The sequence below is a fragment of the Streptomyces sp. NPDC048442 genome, assembly GCF_040651475.1.
In the GTDB taxonomy this organism is placed as follows: domain Bacteria; phylum Actinomycetota; class Actinomycetes; order Streptomycetales; family Streptomycetaceae; genus Streptomyces.
Map to the genome: position 1 here is coordinate 15,120 of NZ_JBEZKB010000042.1, position 17,497 is coordinate 32,616.

Below are 17,497 nucleotides of genomic sequence, written 5' to 3' on the forward strand. Positions count from 1 at the left end.
GCGAAGAGGGGGACACCGGAAGCTTCCGGTGTCCCCCTCCGTGCGGCTCAGTCCTCGCGGGCCGCGTTCAGATGTTCCGCGTGTTCCTGGAGGGAACGGACCCCCACGTCACCGCGGTTGAGCGCGTCGATGCCCTGCACGGCGGCGGCGAGCGCCTGGACCGTGGTGAGGCAGGGGACGGAGCGGGCGACCGCCGCCGTACGGATCTCGTAGCCGTCGAGACGGCCGCCCGTGCCGTACGGGGTGTTGATGATGAGGTCGACCTCACCGTCGTGGATGAGCTGGACGATGGTCTTCTCGCCGTTCGGGCCCTCGCCCTCGGACTGCTTGCGCACGACGGTGGCGTTGATGCCGTTGCGCTTGAGGACCTCGGCGGTGCCGGAGGTGGCGAGCAACTCGAAGCCGTGGGCGACCAGTTCACGCGCCGGGAAGATCATCGAGCGCTTGTCGCGGTTGGCGACCGAGATGAAGGTGCGGCCCTTGGTGGGCAGCGGGCCGTACGCGCCGGCCTGCGACTTGGCGTACGCCGTACCGAAGACCGAGTCGATGCCCATGACTTCACCGGTGGAGCGCATCTCCGGGCCGAGCACCGTGTCGACGCCGCGTCCGTGCATGTCGCGGAAGCGGCTCCACGGCATCACGGCCTCCTTGACGGAGATCGGCGCGTCGGGCGGCAGCGTGCCGCCGTCGCCGGTCTTCGGCAGCATGCCCTCGGCGCGCAGTTCGGCGACGGTGGCGCCCAGCGAGATGCGGGCGGCGGCCTTCGCGAGCGGCACCGCGGTCGCCTTCGAGGTGAAGGGGACGGTGCGGGAGGCGCGCGGGTTGGCTTCGAGGACGTACAGGATGTCCCCGGCCATGGCGAACTGGATGTTGATCAGTCCCCGGACGCCGACTCCCTTGGCGATGGCCTCCGTCGAGATCCGCAGACGCTTGATGTCGTGGCCGCCGAGGGTGATCGGGGGCAGCGCGCAGGCGGAGTCGCCGGAGTGGATGCCGGCTTCCTCGATGTGCTCCATGACGCCGCCGAGGTAGAGCTCGGTGCCGTCGTAGAGGGCGTCGACGTCGATCTCGATCGCGTCGTCGAGGAAGCGGTCGACGAGAACCGGCCGCGAGGGGCTGATCTCGGTCGACTCCTCGATGTAGGAGGAGAGGCGGGTCTCGTCGTAGACGATCTCCATGCCGCGGCCGCCGAGCACGTACGACGGGCGTACGAGGACGGGGTAGCCGATCTCGTCGGCGATGGCCTTGGCCTCGGAGAAGGTCGTCGCGGTGCCGTGCTTGGGGGCCGGCAGACCGGCCTCGGCGAGCACGCGGCCGAACGCGCCGCGGTCCTCCGCGGCGTGGATGGCCTCGGGCGGGGTGCCGACGACGGGGACGCCGTTGTCCTTGAGCGCCTGGGCGAGACCGAGGGGGGTCTGGCCGCCGAGCTGGACGATGACACCGGCGATCGGGCCCGCGAGGGACTCCGCGTGCACGATCTCCAGCACGTCTTCGAGCGTGAGGGGCTCGAAGTACAGGCGGTCGGAGGTGTCGTAGTCCGTGGAGACGGTCTCCGGGTTGCAGTTGACCATCACGGTCTCGTAGCCCGCGTCGCTGAGCGCGAAGGAGGCGTGGACGCAGGAGTAGTCGAACTCGATGCCCTGGCCGATCCGGTTCGGGCCGGAGCCCAGGATGATCACGGCGGGCTTCTCGCGCGGCGCGACCTCGGACTCTTCGTCGTACGAGGAGTAGAAGTACGGCGTCTTCGCCGCGAACTCGGCGGCGCAGGTGTCGACGGTCTTGTAGACCGGCCGGACTCCGAGCGCGTGCCTGACCTCGCGGACGACGTCCTCGCGCAGGCCCCGGATCTCGGCGATCTGGACGTCCGAGAAGCCGTGCCGCTTCGCTTCCGCGAGCAGCTCGGGGTCGAGCTTGTCGGCGGCCGCGAGCTCGTCCGCGTGCTCCTTGATCAGGAACAGCTGGTCGACGAACCAGGGGTCGATCTTCGTGGCGTCGAAGATCTCCTCCTGGGTGGCGCCGGCCCGGATGGCCTGCATGACGGTGTTGATGCGGCCGTCGGTGGGGACCTTGGAGATTTCGAGCAGCTCGGCCTTGTCGCCGGGCTCACCGACGAAGGTGAACTGGCTGCCCTTCTTCTCCAGCGAGCGCAGCGCCTTGTTGAGCGCCTCGGTGAAGTTGCGGCCGATCGCCATGGCCTCGCCCACCGACTTCATGGTGGTGGTGAGGGTGGCGTCGGCGGCCGGGAACTTCTCGAAGGCGAAGCGCGGGACCTTGACGACGACGTAGTCGAGCGAGGGCTCGAAGGACGCCGGGGTCTTCTCGGTGATGTCGTTGGGGATCTCGTCCAGCGTGTAGCCGACGGCGAGACGGGCGGCGATCTTGGCGATCGGGAAGCCGGTCGCCTTCGACGCCAGCGCCGAGGAACGGGAGACGCGCGGGTTCATCTCGATGACGATGATGCGGCCGTCGTCGGGGTTGATCGCGAACTGGATGTTGCAGCCGCCGGTGTCGACGCCGACCTCGCGGATGATCGCGATGCCGATGTCGCGCAGCCGCTGGTACTCGCGGTCGGTGAGGGTCATCGACGGGGCGACGGTGATGGAGTCGCCGGTGTGGACGCCCATCGGGTCGAAGTTCTCGATGGAGCAGACGACCACGACGTTGTCGGCCTTGTCGCGCATCAGCTCCAGCTCGTACTCCTTCCAGCCGAGGATGGACTCCTCCAGGAGCACCTCGGTGGTCGGGGAGAGCGTGAGGCCCTGGCCTGCGATGCGGCGCAGCTCCTCCTCGTCGTGCGCAAAGCCGGAGCCGGCGCCGCCCATGGTGAAGGAGGGGCGGACGACGACGGGGTAGCCGCCGAGCGTGTCGACGCCCGCGATGATGTCGTCCATCGAGTGGCAGATGACGGAGCGGGCGGACTCGCCGTAGCCGATCTTGGCCTTGACGGCCTCGACGACGCCCTTGAAGAGCTCGCGGTCCTCGCCCTTGTTGATCGCCTCGACGTTGGCGCCGATCAGCTCCACGCCGTACTTCTCCAGCACACCCTGCTCGTGCATGGAGATCGCGGTGTTGAGCGCGGTCTGACCGCCGAGGGTCGGCAGGAGCGCGTCGGGGCGCTCCTTCGCGATGATCTTCTCGACGTACTCCGGGGTGATCGGCTCGACGTACGTGGCGTCGGCGATCTCCGGGTCGGTCATGATCGTCGCCGGGTTGGAGTTCACCAGGATGACCCGCAGGCCCTCGGCCTTGAGGATGCGGCAGGCCTGGGTGCCGGAGTAGTCGAACTCAGCGGCCTGGCCGATGACGATCGGGCCTGAGCCGATGACCAGGACGGACTGGATATCGGTGCGCTTAGGCACGCTGGCCCTCCATGAGCTCTACGAAGCGGTCGAACAGGTACGCGGCGTCGTGCGGACCGGCCGCTGCCTCGGGGTGGTACTGGACGCTGAAGGCCGGCTGGTCGAGGAGCTGAAGCCCCTCCACCACGTTGTCGTTCAGACAGACGTGGGAGACCTCGGCGCGGCCGTAGGGGGTGTCGGAGACCTTGTCGAGCGGAGCGTCGACGGCGAATCCGTGGTTGTGCGCGGTGATCTCGACCTTGCCGGTGGTGCGGTCCTGCACCGGCTGGTTGATGCCGCGGTGGCCGTACTTCAGCTTGTACGTGCCGAAGCCGAGCGCGCGGCCGAGGATCTGGTTGCCGAAGCAGATGCCGAAGAGCGGAGTCTTGCGCTCCAGCGCCGCCTTGATGACGGTCAGGTCCACGGTCGCCGGGTCGCCGGGGCCGTTGGAGAGGAAGACGCCGTCGGGGTTCACGGCGTACAGGTCCTCGGCGGTGGCCGTGGCGGGCATCACGTGGACCTCGATGCCGCGCTCGGCCATCAGGTGCGGGGTCATGCCCTTGATGCCGAGGTCGATCGCGGCGACGGTGAACTTCTTCTCGCCGACCGCGGGGACGACGTACGTCTCCTTGGTGGCGACCTCCGCGGACAGGTCGGCGCCCTTCATCTGCGGGGCCTCCTGCACACGGGCGAGCAGCGTGGCCTCGTCGGCCAGTGCCTCGCCGGAGAAGATGCCGACGCGCATGGCGCCGCGCTCGCGCAGGTGGCGGGTGAGGGCGCGGGTGTCGATGCCGGAGATCCCGACGACCCCCTGCTTGACCAGCTCGTCGTCGAGCGAGCGCCGGGAGCGCCAGTTGGACGGGATACGGGCGGGGTCGCGGACGACGTAGCCCGCCACCCAGATCTTCGCCGACTCGTCGTCCTCGTCGTTGACCCCGGTGTTGCCCACGTGCGGGGCGGTCATCACGACGACCTGACGGTGGTACGAGGGGTCGGTGAGGGTTTCCTGGTAGCCGGTCATGCCGGTGTTGAACACCGCCTCGCCGAAGGTCTCCCCCACGGCCCCGTAGGCGCGGCCGCGGAAGCTGCGGCCGTCCTCCAGGACGAGTACGGCGGGAGCCTTGGCGGCTCCCCGGGTGGAGATCGTCATCGTGCGGTGCCTTCCGTAGTGCTGATCTTGAGGTTTTCGTTGTTCATGGAGTTGATGGCCTCGACCCAGGCCGCGTGCTCGGCCGCCCTGTCCGAGCGGAAGCCGGAGTCCAGCTGCTTGCCGCCGTGCTCCCAGGTGACGACCAGCAGGCCGCCCTCCGCGAGGACCTTGCCCGCGATGCCCTTGTCGAGGCGGGCCCCGACGAGCTGCGCGGCCGGGACGAAGAAGTCGTCCGCCCCGGGTCGTACGACATCCAGGCCCTGGTCGGTCAGGGTGAGCTCGGCACGGCTCCGGGTGCCCAGACCGCGGGCCACGATCCGGTCGAGCCACTGCCCCGCGGTCGTGGAGCCGTGGTAGCGGCCGCTCATCCTCAGCTTCGCCGCACCGGGCTCCGACGGCGATTCGGGGAGCTCGGGCAGGTCCGACTGGAGGGTGGCGCGCCACTTCCAGCCCTGGCGCATCAGCCAGTAGAGGAGGGCGACGAAGAGCCCGAGGCCGACGACCCAGCCGATCCGTCCGGACCAGTTCGTCACCTCGGCCGACTTCTGCTCGGCCTCGGCTGCCAGCACAATGAGAGATGTCACGCGAGTTTCCCGTCCACGACCGTTGCCCGGCCCCGCAGGAAGGTGTGGGTGACGCGTCCCGGCAGCTCACGGCCCTCGTAGGGGGTGTTGCGGCTGCGGGAGGCGAAGCCCGCGGGGTCCACCTGTCCACGGTAAGCGGCGTCGAGAAGGGTCAGGTTCGCGGGCTCCCCCGCGGCGATGGGACGGCCGTGGCCCTCCAGGCGGCCGATGCCGGCCGGGGCGAACGACATGCGGTCGGCGACACCGGCCCAGTCGAGCAGTCCGGTCTCCACCATCGTCTGCTGGACGACGGACAGCGCGGTCTCCAGGCCCACCATGCCCATGGCGGCGGCGGCCCACTCGCAGTCCTTGTCCTCGTGCGGGTGCGGGGCGTGGTCGGTGGCGACGATGTCGATCGTGCCGTCGGCGAGCGCCTCGCGCAGCGCCAGGACGTCCTTCTCCGTACGGAGCGGCGGGTTCACCTTGTAGACCGGGTTGTACGAGCGGACCAGCTCGTCCGTGAGGAGCAGGTGGTGCGGGGTGACCTCGGCGGTGACGTCGATGCCGCGCGACTTGGCCCACCGTACGATCTCGACCGAACCGGCGGTCGACAGGTGGCAGATGTGCACCCGCGAGCCGACGTGCTCGGCGAGCAGTACGTCGCGCGCGATGATCGACTCCTCGGCGACGGCGGGCCAGCCGCCGAGACCCAGTTCCGAGGACACGGTGCCCTCGTTCATCTGGGCGCCCTCGGTGAGGCGGGGCTCCTGGGCGTGCTGGGCGACGACGCCGCCGAACGCCTTCACGTACTCCAGCGCGCGCCGCATGATCACTGCGTCGTCGACGCACTTGCCGTCGTCGGAGAAGACCTTCACACCGGCGGCCGAGTCGTGCATCGCGCCGAGCTCGGCGAGCTGCTTGCCCTCCAGGCCGACGGTGACGGCGCCGATGGGCTGCACGTCGCAGTAGCCGGACTCCTTGCCGAGCCGCCAGACCTGCTCGACGACGCCGGCGGTGTCGGCGACCGGGAAGGTGTTGGCCATGGCGAAGACCGCGGTGTAGCCGCCGGACGCGGCGGCGCGCGTGCCGGTGAGCACGGTCTCGGAGTCCTCACGGCCCGGCTCGCGCAGGTGGGTGTGCAGGTCGACGAGGCCGGGCAGCAGCACCTTCCCCTCGGCCTCGACGACGGTCGCGTCCCCGGCTTCGAGCCCGGCACCGACCGCCTCGATCGTCTCGCCGTCGATCAGCACGTCCGAGACGTCGCCGCCCAGCACCTTCGCACCACGGATCAGGATCTTGCTCATGATTACTTGCTCTCCTCGGTACGAGTGGTGTTGCTGGGGGCGGCGGATTCGTTGCCGCCGAGAAGCAGATACAGGACGGCCATCCGCACGGAGACCCCGTTGGCGACCTGCTCGACGACCGTGCACCGGTCGGAGTCGGCGACGTCGGCGGTGATCTCCATGCCGCGGACCATCGGGCCCGGGTGCATGACGATGGCGTGCTCGGGCATCTTCGCCATCCGCTCGCCGTTCAGCCCGTACCGCCGCGAGTACTCGCGCTCGGTCGGGAAGAAGGCCGCGTTCATGCGCTCGCGCTGGACGCGGAGCATCATCACCGCGTCGGACTTGGCGAGCACGCTGTCGATGTCGTACGAGACCTCGGCGGGCCAGTGCTCGACGCCGATCGGCAGCAGGGTGGGCGGCGCGACGAGGGTGACCTCGGCGCCGAGGGTGTGCAGCAGGTCGACGTTGGAGCGGGCCACCCGGCTGTGCAGGACGTCCCCGACGAGCGTGATGCGCTTGCCTTCGAGGTCCTGGCCGAGGCCCGCGTCGCGGCCGACCAGGCGCCGCCGCATCGTGAAGGCGTCGAGCAGGGCCTGCGTCGGGTGCTGGTGGGTGCCGTCGCCCGCGTTGATGACGGTCGCGTCGATCCAGTCGGAGGTCGCGAGGCGGTACGGGGCGCCGCTCGCGCCGTGCCGGATGACGACGGCGTCGACGCCCATCGCCTCCAGCGTCTGCGCGGTGTCCTTCAGCGACTCGCCCTTGGAGACCGAGGACCCCTTGGCGGTGAAGTTGATGACGTCGGCGGACAGTCGCTTCTCGGCCGCCTCGAACGAGATCCGGGTCCGCGTCGAGTCCTCGAAGAAGAGGTTGACGACGGTGCGTCCGCGCAGGGTGGGCAGCTTCTTTATCGGCCGGTCCGCGACCCGGGCCATCTCCTCGGCGGTGTCGAGGATCAGGACGGCGTCGTCGCGGGTGAGGTCGGCGGCCGAGATGAGGTGGCGCATCATCTTGGGTTCTCTCCAGGTGTACGGAGGTGAGGAAGGCGTATGAGCAGGCAGCAGCATCCGTACGACCCGGATCACGGGCCGCACGGAGGAAGGGAAGCTACTTGCCGCTCGCCGGGGCGGTCTGCTGGAGGCCGAGCAGCACGGTGTCGCGACCGTCCTCCTCCGCGAGCAGGACCTTGACCGTCTCCCGCAGCGACGTGGGGAGGTTCTTGCCGACGTAGTCGGCGCGGATCGGCAGTTCGCGGTGGCCGCGGTCGACGAGGACCGCGAGCTGGACCGCGCGCGGGCGGCCGAGGTCGCCCAGTGCGTCGAGGGCGGCGCGGATGGTCCGGCCGGAGAAGAGCACGTCGTCGACGAGGACGACCAGGCGTCCGTCGAGGCCGTCGCCGGGGATTTCCGTACGGGCCAGGGCGCGCGCGGGGCGCATCCGCAGGTCGTCGCGGTACATGGTGATGTCGAGGGAGCCGACCGGCACCGGGCGGCCGGTGATCTCTTCGAGCTTGGCGGCGAGCCGGCGGGCGAGGAAAACACCGCGGGTCGGAATGCCGAGGAGAACCACGTCGTCGGCGCCCTTGGCGCGTTCGACGATTTCGTGGGCGATACGGGTCAGAACCCGTGCGATGTCGGGGCCTTCGAGAACGGGCCGCGCGCCATCTGAATTGCCGGTATTGCCAGTGCTTGAAACAGGAATGTCGCTGGTGTCCATAATGAAACGGACCTCCTTCTCCGCCTCACGGGACGGTTCTTAAAGGACGTCGGATGTACGTGTCCCACGGTACCAGGGGGCTCGGATCCCTTCTCTCACGGGGCTCCCACCCGTTCGGCTTGACGCATCCAAGTAACGCTGCGTAACCTCACAGTGAGTTACCAGCCACGCGGCGGAGCCGCAATGTTCCAGCGTCCGGGGAGCTTTATGTCCAGCGAATACGCCAAGCAGCTCGGGGCCAAGCTCCGGGCGATCCGCACCCAGCAGGGCCTTTCCCTCCACGGTGTCGAGGAGAAGTCCCAGGGCCGTTGGAAGGCGGTCGTGGTGGGTTCGTACGAGCGCGGCGACCGTGCCGTGACCGTGCAGCGCCTCGCCGAGCTGGCGGACTTCTACGGGGTCCCCGTGCAGGAACTCCTGCCCGGTACGACGCCCGGCGGGGCCGCCGAGCCGCCGCCGAAGCTCCGGCTCGACCTGGAGCGTCTCGCGCACGTTCCGGCGGAGAAGGCCGGCCCGCTCCAGCGGTACGCGGCCACGATCCAGTCGCAGCGCGGCGACTACAACGGCAAGGTGCTGTCGATCCGTCAGGACGACCTGCGCACCCTGGCCGTGATCTACGACCAGTCGCCTTCGGTCCTGACCGAACAGCTCATCAGCTGGGGCGTCCTGGACGCGGACGCGCGTCGCGCCGTCGGCCACGAAGAGGTCTGATCCAGGCCCTTCGAGCCAAGCGCAGCAAGAGCAGAAACGTACCGCCGGGGGCGGTGGAGGCAGCAAGTGCCTCTGCCGCCCCCGGCGGTATTTTCCGTATGTGCGCACTTCTCCGCGGTGGCACAGAATCAGTGGCACAGAATCTCCGCGGGCACGCAATCCCGGCCTGCCGAAATCCATGCCCCCGCCCGCCCGGGGTACACGCGAAGGGCCCGCCGCACGGAATCCGTGCGGCGGGCCCTTCGCGTGGCGAATCCCGCCGGGAGAAGGCGTCAGCCCTCTTCGCGGCGGAGCTTCGGCTTGAGGTCCTTGAAGCGGCCCAGCAGGCCGTTCACGAACGACGGGGAGTCGTCGGTGGAGAACTCCTTGGCGAGCTGAACCGCCTCGTCGATCACCACCGCGTCCGGGGTCCCGTCCACCCACACCAGCTCGTACGTACCGAGCCGGACGATGTTGCGGTCCACGACCGGCATGCGGTCGAGGTCCCAGCCTTCGGCATAGGTCTCGATGAGCTCGTCGATGCGGGACGCGTACTGCGCGTACCCCTCGACGAGTTCCATCGTGTATTCGGTCACCGGCGGCTGTCGCTCGTCGCTCCGCGAGTGCCGGACCCAGTCCGCGAGGACATTCTGCACGGACGTACCGCGCTGATCGGCCTCGAAGAGGATCTGGAACGCGCGCTTGCGGGCGTTGTTGCGAGCGGCCACGGTTAGCTGTTCACCCGGCCGAGGTAGTCGCCCGTGCGGGTGTCGACCTTGATCTTCTCGCCGGTCGTGATGAACAGCGGGACGCCGATCTCGTAATCGGTCTCCAGGGTGGCGGGCTTGGTGCCACCGGTGGAGCGGTCGCCCTGCACACCGGGGTCGGTGTGCTTGATCGTCAGCTCGACGGCGGCCGGGAGCTCGACGTAGAGCACCTCGCCCTCGTGCTGGGCGACGGAGGCGGTGAAGCCCTCGATCAGGAAGTTGGCGGTGGAGCCGACGGACTTGCGGTCGACCATCAGCTGGTCGTACGTGTCCATGTCCATGAAGACGAAGTAGTCGCCGTCCATGTACGAGAACTGCATGTCACGACGGTCGATGGTGGCGGTCTCGACCTTCGTGCCGGCGTTGAAGGTCTTGTCGACGACCTTGCCGGACATCACGCTCTTGAGCTTGGTGCGCACGAAGGCCGGGCCCTTGCCGGGCTTGACGTGCTGGAACTCGACGACGGACCAGAGCTGGCCTCCGTCGAGCTTGAGCACCATGCCGTTCTTGAGGTCGTTCGTGGAAGCCACGGTTGCGGAATCTCCTGGACTGGTGGAACGACCGGCAGAACGCACTCGGCAAGCACGAGGCTAGAGCGCGAGCAGTTCCTTGGTCGTAATGGTGAGTAGCTCGGGTCCGCCGTCCGCCTCGGGGCGCACGACGAGAGTGTCATCGATCCGGACTCCGCCCCGGCCAGGGAGGTGAACCCCCGGTTCGACGGTGACCGGCACACAAGCGTCCAGTTTACCCATGGCAGAAGGTGCCAGCTCCGGGTCCTCCACGATTTCGAGCCCCACGCCGTGTCCGGTGGACGCCGGAAGAGCTTCTCCGTACCCCGCGGCCTCCAGCAGATGGCGTGCCGCGCGGTCCACTTCGCGGTACTCGACGCCGGGCGCGAGGGTCTCCCTGGCCGCCCGCTGGGCGGCAAACACCAGGTCGTACAGCTCGATCTGCCAGTCGGCGGGACTGGTGCCGATGACGAAGGTACGGCCGATCTCGACCCGGTAGCCGCGGAAGTCGGCGCCGAGGCAGACGGACAGGAAATCGCCCTCCTCGACCCTGCGGTCGGTCGGCCGGTGCCCGGAGCGCCCCGAATGGGGGCCGGTGCCCACGGAGGTGGTGAAGGCGGGGGCGTCGGCGCCGTGGTCGACGAGGCGGCGCTCCAGCTCCAGGGCGAGGTGCCGTTCCGTGCGCCCCACCAGGATGGATTCGAGGAGTTCGCCCAGGGCCTGGTCGGTGATCTCGCCCGCCGTGCGCAGACATGCGATCTCCTCCTGGTCCTTGACGATGCGCTGCTGCTCGACGGCGGAACCGAGCTCCGCGAGGCGCAGCCGGGGCGCGACCGAGCCGAGCGCCCGGTAGCGGGCCACGGTCAGGTGGTGTTCCTCCACGGCGAGGGAGCCCGCACCCGCGGCCGCCGCGAAGTCCGCGCCTGCCACGGCCGCGTCAGCGCCCGGGGTCGGCAGGATGTGGATGCGCAGCGCCTCGTCGGGGCGGCCCTCGACGGGCATGCCCTCGGGCGTGCGCGGGCACAGCAGGACGTCGCGCTCGGGGCCTTCGGGGCCGATCAGCAGGACGGCACCGGGCGGGGCGCTGCCGGCGAGGTAGCGGACGTTGGCGGGCCGGGAGACCAGCGCGGCCTCGCTGCCCGCGGCGGCCGTACGGTCGCGCAGCCGCCCGCGGCGGATTCCATGGGCCTCAGACATGCCCCGAGCGTAGGTACGGGGGCACGGGCGCGCCGTTTCTGCGCGTCCGACCGGGGTGCCGCCGAAGGGGTCCGGTGCGCACTACCAGGTGGGCGGGGACGCCATCGCCCTGGCGAGGGTCTCGTCGAGGAGCTGGGCCGTGGTCGGCACGTCGTACTGGGAGTTGTCGATGATGGGCAGCCCCGATCCGTACCAGCCGGCCATCCGGCCGTGGATGCGGGCCACTTCCTCGTCGCTGAGGCGCCTGTTGCCGCTGCGCTTGGCGTTGCGCTCCAGGACGATCTCCAGGCCGGGCAGCAGGACCACGGGGAGCAGCCCGGGGCCCACGTGCCGCTTCCAGCCGCCGAGGCCGACGACGGGCCGGTCGGGGAAGACGGCGTCGTCGACGATGCAGGAGATGTTGTTGGCGAGGAAGTTGCGGGCGGCGAAGCCGCAGGTGCGGCGGGCGAGCCGATACTGGGCCTCGGAGTGGTCGTTCCAGCCTGCCTGCGGGTCGGCGAAGCCGGAGCAGACCCATTCGCGGACGTCGTCGAGGCTGATGTGCGCGGTCGGCACCCGGCGGCTCTGCGCCCAGTACTTGGCGACCGTGGTCTTGCCCGCGCCCGCGGGGCCTATCAGCAGCACCGCGAGGGTGGTGTTGCCCGTGTGGGCGGCCGCGGTCGGCGGTGCGGGCAGCGGCACGGGGCCGCCCGGGGGCAGCTGGATGTGGCCCGTGGTGTCGCGCGCGGCGGGCGGCACGGGGGCGTGCTGGGGGGCGTGGTGCGGCTGTGGGGCCGGTGCGTGCGGCTGCGGGCCGTTGCCGTTGCCGTGCGTGGTGAAGCCCGGGGGCTGCTGCACGGGCGGTGTGTGGGGCGGCTGGGGCGGACCCACGGGAGGCCCCGCCGGCGGCCCCGCGGGCGGGTGCGGGGTGCCGTGGGGGGCGGCGCTCGCCCAGATCTGGGCGGGGCCGTGGGGAGGTGGCAGCGGAGCCCCCACTACGTGCTGCATCCGGTGCCACTCCGTCTCGTACAGGCGACTCTTGCCGGGCTGATCGGTCAATCCGGACCGTGGTGGATCCGGACCGTGGTGATGCTGACCCGGAAAGGCCGGGTCGAACCCCCGAACGGTACCGCCCCCGCCACTCACCAGGTGAACGACCACCTGATGAACGACCGGGGGCGGCCGTAAGTGCCCTGCCCTGTCAGACGGCGGTCTCAGCCGCCGAGTTGCTCCGCGAGCGCACGCAGCGCGAGCCGGTACGAGCCGATGCCGAAGCCCGCGATGGTGCCGCTGGCGACGGCGGCGACCACCGAGGTGTGCCGGAATTCCTCGCGGGTGTACGGGTTCGAGAGGTGCACCTCGATCAGCGGGGCGGTGCGCTGGGCCGCCGCGTCCCGCATTCCGTACGAATAGTGGGTGAAGGCCCCGGGGTTGAGAACGACCGGAATCGAGCCGTCCGCCGCCTCGTGCAGCCAGCGGATCAGCTCGCCCTCGTCGTTGGTCTCCCGGACCTCGACGTCGAGACCGAGCTCCTTGCCGAGCCCCTGACAGGCCTCGACGAGTCCGGCGTACGACGTGGAGCCGTACACGTCGGGCTCGCGGGAGCCGAGCCGCCCGAGGTTGGGCCCGTTGAGGACGAGGGCCCTGCTCGCGCCGCTCATGCGGCGATCTCGGCGTGTGCCGCAAGCAGCATCGCCGGGTCGGGGCCCTCCAGGACGGTCGGCTTGGCGAGGCCGTCCAGAACGATGAAGCGCAGCATGTCGCCGCGCGACTTCTTGTCGACCTTCATGTTCTCGACGAGCTTGGGCCACTGGTCGCCGCGGTAGGTGAGCGGCAACCCGACCGACTCCAGGACCGAGCGGTGCCGGTCGGCGGTCGCGTCGTCGAGACGGCCGGCGATCCGGCCGAGTTCGGCGGCGAAGACCATGCCGACGGAGACGGCCGCGCCGTGCCGCCACTTGTAGCGCTCGTTCTTCTCGATGGCGTGGGCGAGGGTGTGCCCGTAGTTGAGGATCTCCCGGCGGCCGGACTCCTTGAGGTCCCCGGAGACCACTTCGGCCTTGACCCGGATCGCCCGCTCGATCAGCTCGGCGGTGTGCGGCCCCGCGGGGGTGCGCGCCGCGACCGGGTCCTCCTCGATCAGGTCGAGGATCACCGGGTCGGCGATGAAGCCGGCCTTGATGACCTCGGCGAGACCGCTGATGAAGTCGTTGACGGGCAGCGAGTCCAGCGCCGCGAGGTCGCAGAGGACCCCGGTCGGCGGGTGGAAGGCGCCGACGAGGTTCTTGCCCTCGGCGGTGTTGATGCCGGTCTTGCCGCCGACCGCCGCGTCCACCATGCCGAGCACGGTCGTCGGGACGGCGATCCAGCGCACCCCGCGCAGCCAGGTGGCCGCGACGAAGCCCGCCACGTCGGTGGTGGCTCCTCCCCCGACGCCCACGATCACGTCGGTGCGGGTGAAGCTGGTCTGCCCGAGCGCCTTCCAGCAGTAGGCCGCGACCTCGACGGTCTTGGACTCCTCGGCGTTGGGCAGCTGGATCGCGATGACCTCGTAGCCCTGCGCGGCCAGGTCCTCCCGTACCGCCTCGCCCGTCTCGGCGAGGGCTTCGGGGTGGAGTACGGCGACGCGCTTGGCGGCGGTCCCGATGAGCGAGGGGAGCTCGCCCAGCAACTGCCGCCCCACCAGCACCTCGTACGCCTCGGTGCCGTCCGTGCCGCCGACGGTGATCCGCGTCGGCGCTGCTGCCTGCTCGGTGGTCATCAGGTTCTCCTGCGTGGATACCCCCGCCTTTGGGTCGGGGGAGGAAACGAAGCTCCTGCGGAGCAGGGCAACGGGCTGAGATTCGCCCCCAGGGCGGATCGCTGTGCTGTGCTGTGTCAGGTCGTATCGCGTGGCACGCCCTCGGGTTTGCGGGTGTAGCCGTAGCCGTCTGCTCGTTGGAGGAGGCGGAAGTATTTGTGGCGGATGCCTTGGACGAGTCCGTGGGCAGTTTTGATGTTGAAGCTGCCGGTGGCGCGGACGGCCACCCGTCCGGTGTGGGTGCCGGTCCTTTTTCCGGTGGGCACGACAGCCCGGGCAAGGTCTCCGGTCTGGTAGCCGTAGAACTGCTTCTGCCTCGGGAGGCGCAGGCGGGGGAAACCGTACCTGTCGGTGCGGGTGCGGGCGTAGGTGCCCCGCCCGGTCGCTGCGGCGACGAGGACAGCGCACGGAGTGCGGTCGATCGAGTCGAGTACGCCGACGCAGAGGGCGTCGAGGGTGTGGGTTTTGGGCTGGCCGGTCCGTTGCCGGTTCCACTTCGTGCGTCCCCCGGAAGCTGCCCGGACCGCTCCGGGGAATGTCCGGTCAAGGGCGTGCCACAGTGCCCACCGGGTGGCGTTGACCGCTGCCGCGTCCCGCAGGGGGACCTTGGCCTGGGCGAGAATTCGCGCGAGCTGCTTGGGGGACTTGGCGAGGAAGACCTCGACGGGGGTGTTGTTCTTGGTCTGGTTGCAGGGGATGCAGGCAAGGGCCAAGTTGCTGATGCGATCGGAGCCGCCCCGAGACTTCGGGTGGATGTGGTCGATGTTGAGCGGTACTCCGGTGGTGCCGCAGTAGGCGCAAGCCCGCTCCCACTTCGCGAGGAGGTATTCGCGGACCTCGGTGCCTTGCAATGTGCCGTGCTGATAGTCGGACCCCTGCAACGGCCCTCCGGCGGAGATGGTGTGGGTGTCGAACGCGACCCGCTCCATATGAACTACGGTGACCGGCGCCCAGCGGGCCAGCCGCATGGCCCACGACACGGTGGTCTCGACCCGGTGCCGCAGCGACGGAGCAAGCCAGCCCTTGGAGCGGGTGCGGTTGAGGAAGCGGGGAGCCCGGTGGCGCAGGTTCCGCGAGCGGCGGCCACGCCGGTAGTGGGCGCGCTGCGACATCTTGTCGCGGATGGCACCGCCCCGGTGGTCGAGCTGGATGCCGTACAGGCCGCGCCGGTCCCCGTTCTTGGCGGTGAAGACGGCGATGCCTGTGTGCTTGGAGCCGGGGTCGATCCCGAGTTCCACACCGTCTACCTCCGAAGACTCGGCAGTGCGGCCCTTCATCCGGATGACGAACGGTGTATGCCGGGCCACTACCGCCCGGCCTTTGGTGAGGAGCTTGCGGGCCCTGGCGGGACTGGTGGGCTGCAACGGTGTGCCGTGCGCGTCGAGGACGAACACGACGGGGTGGCCCTCACGGGCCTTCGCCCCAACCCGGAGGTTGGGGGTGACGCCACCAGCGTCAGGTGAGGCGCTGGTGATCTCCCCTCGCACATGTTCCACGCTCGGTGCCTTACGGCCTTCGAGCCCCGTTTCGTCCCCGATCCGGGGGATGTCTGCTGACTCGAATTCAAGGGAGAGCTGCTGAGGAAGCACAGCGCTGTTGATCTTCTGTCGTACGTGGAACGTAGCCAACTTGTTCACCTCCAAAATTGCATTGCTGGCTGGTGCTGGTAACGGCGGCCCTCAACCCATCAAGCTGAAAGTCCCCTCGTTCACGAGGGAGATCCCGTTACGCGTCCTTCAACTCCAGTGCGTCGAGGACCGCCTGGGCGACCTCTTCGGGGGTGCGGCCGTCGGTGGCGACGACCACCCGGGCAACCTCGGTGTACAGGGTGCGGCGGGCCTCCATCAGCTCGCGCCACTGCCTGCGCGGGTTGACGGCGAGCAGCGGGCGGGCGGTGTTCAGCCCGGTGCGCTTCACCGCCTCGTCCACGTCCATCGACAGATAGACGACGGGGTACGCGGAGAGCAGCTCTCGGGTCTCCGCGTCGAGGATCGCGCCGCCGCCGAGCGCGAGTACGCCCGTGTGCTGCTGGACGGCCGTGCGTACGGCCGCGCGCTCCAGCTCACGGAAGTACGGCTCGCCCTCGTCGACGAAGATGTCGGCGATCTCACGGCCCTGGGCCGCGACGATGTCGGCGTCGGTGTCCCGGTGCGCCAGGCCCAGCCGCTCCGCGAGCAACGCGCCGACGGTGGTCTTGCCGACCCCCATCGGGCCGACCAGAACGACCTTGGGGCCGGTCACCGGATCTGCAGGTTGTCGAGGTACGACTGCACATTGCGCCGTGTCTCGCCCACGCTGTCGCCGCCGAACTTCTCGGCGACCGCGTCCGCGAGCACCAGCGCCACCATCGCCTCGGCCACGATGCCCGCCGCCGGAACGGCACATACATCGGACCTCTGGTGGTGCGCCGCGGCAACCTCACCGGTGGAGATGTCGATCGTCGCGAGTGCGCGCGGCACCGTCGCGATCGGCTTCATCGCAGCTCGTACGCGCAGCAGCTCACCGGTGGACATGCCGCCCTCGGTGCCGCCGGCCCGCCCGGTGGTGCGCCTCACACCGTCGGGGGTCGGCACGATCTCGTCGTGCGCCTTCGAGCCCGGCACCCGCGCCAGGTCGAAGCCGTCGCCGACCTCGACGCCCTTGATGGCCTGGATGCCCATGAGCGCGCCCGCGAGCCGCGAGTCCAGACGGCGGTCCCAGTGCGTGAACGAACCGAGCCCGACGGGCACGTGGTACGCCAGAACCTCGACGACTCCGCCCAGGGTGTCCCCGTCCTTGTGGGCCTGGTCGATCTCCGCGATCATCGCCTTCGACGCGTCCGCGTCCAGGCAGCGCACCGGGTCCTCGTCCAGCCGCGCCTCGTCGGACGGCTCCGGCAGGACGCCGTACGGCGCCTTGGCCGCGGCCAGCTCGACGACGTGCGAGACGATCTCGATCCCGGTCGTCTGCTTCAGGTACGAGCGCGCCACCGTGCCCAGCGCGACACGGGCCGCGGTCTCCCGGGCGCTCGCGCGCTCCAGCACCGGCCGCGCCTCGTCCAGCGCGTACTTCTGCATGCCCGCGAGGTCGGCGTGGCCGGGGCGGGGGCGGGTCAGCGGCGCGTTGCGCGCCAGCTTGGCCAGCTCCTCGGGGTCCACGGGGTCGGCCGACATGACCTGCTCCCACTTGGGCCACTCGGTGTTGCCCACCATGATCGCGACGGGGCCGCCCATGGTCAGGCCGTGCCGCACGCCACCGAGGAAGGTGACCTCGTCCTTCTCGAACTTCATCCGGGCGCCACGCCCGTAACCGAGCCGCCGTCGCGCCAGCGCGTCCGCCACCATGTCCGTGGTGATCGGCACACCGGAGGGAAGGCCCTCCAGCGTCGCGACGAGTGCGGGTCCGTGGGATTCTCCCGCGGTCAGCCAGCGCAACCTGCTCAACGGTGCTCCTCATTCTCGCGCCTGGAACTGCGATGACGCAGCCCGGATGCGCGGCCCGGGCCCGCCACCACCGATCCTCCCACGTC

At 69.9% G+C, this 17,497-nt stretch carries 16 protein-coding genes; 1 reads left to right on the forward strand and 15 read right to left on the reverse strand.

From position 1 onward, the window contains the following. Window positions 1-47: 47 nt before the first annotated feature. The 6 genes from carB to pyrR all read right to left on the reverse strand — a co-directional run bounded on the left by carB (window position 48) and on the right by pyrR (window position 8,050). On the reverse strand, window positions 48-3,359 hold the full coding sequence (gene carB / locus AB0D18_RS38100) for a carbamoyl-phosphate synthase large subunit (RefSeq protein ID WP_362429760.1): 3,312 nt from the start codon (window positions 3,357-3,359) through the stop codon (window positions 48-50). After that, window positions 3,352-4,488: a glutamine-hydrolyzing carbamoyl-phosphate synthase small subunit gene (carA, locus tag AB0D18_RS38105; protein WP_362429763.1), complete on the reverse strand. Its 1,137-nt coding sequence runs from the start codon at window positions 4,486-4,488 to the stop codon at window positions 3,352-3,354. The genes carB and carA overlap by 8 nt, the downstream gene beginning before the upstream one ends. Next, on the reverse strand, window positions 4,485-5,072 hold the full coding sequence (locus AB0D18_RS38110; protein WP_362429766.1) for a hypothetical protein: 588 nt from the start codon (window positions 5,070-5,072) through the stop codon (window positions 4,485-4,487). The genes carA and AB0D18_RS38110 overlap by 4 nt, the downstream gene beginning before the upstream one ends. Beyond that, window positions 5,069-6,355 carry a dihydroorotase gene (locus AB0D18_RS38115; protein ID WP_362429769.1) on the reverse strand — a complete coding sequence of 429 codons (1,287 nt, stop codon included), beginning with the start codon at window positions 6,353-6,355 and terminating at the stop codon, window positions 5,069-5,071. Before AB0D18_RS38115 ends, AB0D18_RS38110 begins: the two co-directional genes overlap by 4 nt. Window positions 6,356-6,357: 2 nt before the next feature. Further along, on the reverse strand, window positions 6,358-7,344 hold the full coding sequence (locus tag AB0D18_RS38120; protein WP_362429857.1) for an aspartate carbamoyltransferase catalytic subunit: 987 nt from the start codon (window positions 7,342-7,344) through the stop codon (window positions 6,358-6,360). 97 nt (window positions 7,345-7,441) lie between these two features. Beyond that, window positions 7,442-8,050, reverse strand: a complete 609-nt coding sequence (gene pyrR / locus AB0D18_RS38125) for a bifunctional pyr operon transcriptional regulator/uracil phosphoribosyltransferase PyrR (RefSeq protein WP_362429772.1) — start codon at window positions 8,048-8,050, stop codon at window positions 7,442-7,444. Window positions 8,051-8,257: 207 nt separating this feature from the next. On the opposite strand from pyrR, the gene bldD reads away from it, so the two are divergent. Further along, entirely contained in the window at window positions 8,258-8,758 is a 501-nt protein-coding gene (gene bldD, locus AB0D18_RS38130; RefSeq protein ID WP_185030598.1) for a transcriptional regulator BldD, read from the forward strand. 272 nt (window positions 8,759-9,030) lie between these two features. Here bldD and nusB read toward each other — a convergent pair whose 3' ends face one another. The 9 genes from nusB to aroC all read right to left on the reverse strand — a co-directional run bounded on the left by nusB (window position 9,031) and on the right by aroC (window position 17,411). Then, entirely contained in the window at window positions 9,031-9,465 is a 435-nt protein-coding gene (nusB, locus tag AB0D18_RS38135) for a transcription antitermination factor NusB (RefSeq protein WP_362429776.1), read from the reverse strand. Between the two features lie 2 nt (window positions 9,466-9,467). After that, window positions 9,468-10,034, reverse strand: coding sequence for an elongation factor P (gene efp / locus AB0D18_RS38140; protein ID WP_362429778.1), 567 nt, complete (start codon window positions 10,032-10,034; stop codon window positions 9,468-9,470). A gap of 60 nt (window positions 10,035-10,094) precedes the next feature. Continuing rightward, complete coding sequence (locus tag AB0D18_RS38145; RefSeq protein WP_362429781.1) at window positions 10,095-11,210, reverse strand: aminopeptidase P family protein; 1,116 nt, start codon at window positions 11,208-11,210, stop codon at window positions 10,095-10,097. Between the two features lie 81 nt (window positions 11,211-11,291). Then, entirely contained in the window at window positions 11,292-12,197 is a 906-nt protein-coding gene (locus AB0D18_RS38150) for a Pro-rich N-terminal domain-containing protein (RefSeq protein WP_362429784.1), read from the reverse strand. Between the two features lie 206 nt (window positions 12,198-12,403). Next, entirely contained in the window at window positions 12,404-12,850 is a 447-nt protein-coding gene (gene aroQ / locus AB0D18_RS38155; RefSeq protein ID WP_362429787.1) for a type II 3-dehydroquinate dehydratase, read from the reverse strand. After that, window positions 12,847-13,950 (reverse strand): 3-dehydroquinate synthase, encoded by a 1,104-nt coding sequence (gene aroB / locus AB0D18_RS38160; RefSeq protein ID WP_362429790.1) that lies wholly within the window; start codon window positions 13,948-13,950, stop codon window positions 12,847-12,849. The genes aroQ and aroB overlap by 4 nt, the downstream gene beginning before the upstream one ends. Window positions 13,951-14,066: 116 nt before the next feature. Next, on the reverse strand, window positions 14,067-15,485 hold the full coding sequence (gene iscB / locus AB0D18_RS38165) for an RNA-guided endonuclease IscB (protein WP_362429793.1): 1,419 nt from the start codon (window positions 15,483-15,485) through the stop codon (window positions 14,067-14,069). 229 nt (window positions 15,486-15,714) lie between these two features. Beyond that, window positions 15,715-16,197: a shikimate kinase gene (locus AB0D18_RS38170; RefSeq protein WP_362429859.1), complete on the reverse strand. Its 483-nt coding sequence runs from the start codon at window positions 16,195-16,197 to the stop codon at window positions 15,715-15,717. A 29-nt stretch (window positions 16,198-16,226) separates the two neighbouring features. Continuing rightward, window positions 16,227-17,411: a chorismate synthase gene (gene aroC, locus AB0D18_RS38175; protein WP_362429795.1), complete on the reverse strand. Its 1,185-nt coding sequence runs from the start codon at window positions 17,409-17,411 to the stop codon at window positions 16,227-16,229. Window positions 17,412-17,497 lie beyond the last annotated feature (86 nt).

Excerpts from the sequence above, each read along its gene's own strand:
- AB0D18_RS38170 (WP_362429859.1), bottom strand. The coding sequence starts at position 16,197 with ATGGGGGTCGGCAAGACCACCGTCGGCGCGTTGCTCGCGGAGCGGCTG.
- pyrR (WP_362429772.1), bottom strand. The coding sequence starts at position 8,050 with ATGGACACCAGCGACATTCCTGTTTCAAGCACTGGCAATACCGGCAAT.
- carA (WP_362429763.1), bottom strand. The coding sequence starts at position 4,488 with ATGACGATCTCCACCCGGGGAGCCGCCAAGGCTCCCGCCGTACTCGTC.
- AB0D18_RS38145 (WP_362429781.1), bottom strand. The coding sequence starts at position 11,210 with ATGTCTGAGGCCCATGGAATCCGCCGCGGGCGGCTGCGCGACCGTACG.
- AB0D18_RS38150 (WP_362429784.1), bottom strand. The coding sequence starts at position 12,197 with ATGCAGCACGTAGTGGGGGCTCCGCTGCCACCTCCCCACGGCCCCGCC.
- AB0D18_RS38115 (WP_362429769.1), bottom strand. The coding sequence starts at position 6,355 with ATGAGCAAGATCCTGATCCGTGGTGCGAAGGTGCTGGGCGGCGACGTC.
- bldD (WP_185030598.1), top strand. The coding sequence starts at position 8,258 with ATGTCCAGCGAATACGCCAAGCAGCTCGGGGCCAAGCTCCGGGCGATC.
- aroQ (WP_362429787.1), bottom strand. The coding sequence starts at position 12,850 with ATGAGCGGCGCGAGCAGGGCCCTCGTCCTCAACGGGCCCAACCTCGGG.
- AB0D18_RS38120 (WP_362429857.1), bottom strand. The coding sequence starts at position 7,344 with ATGATGCGCCACCTCATCTCGGCCGCCGACCTCACCCGCGACGACGCC.
- aroB (WP_362429790.1), bottom strand. The coding sequence starts at position 13,950 with ATGACCACCGAGCAGGCAGCAGCGCCGACGCGGATCACCGTCGGCGGC.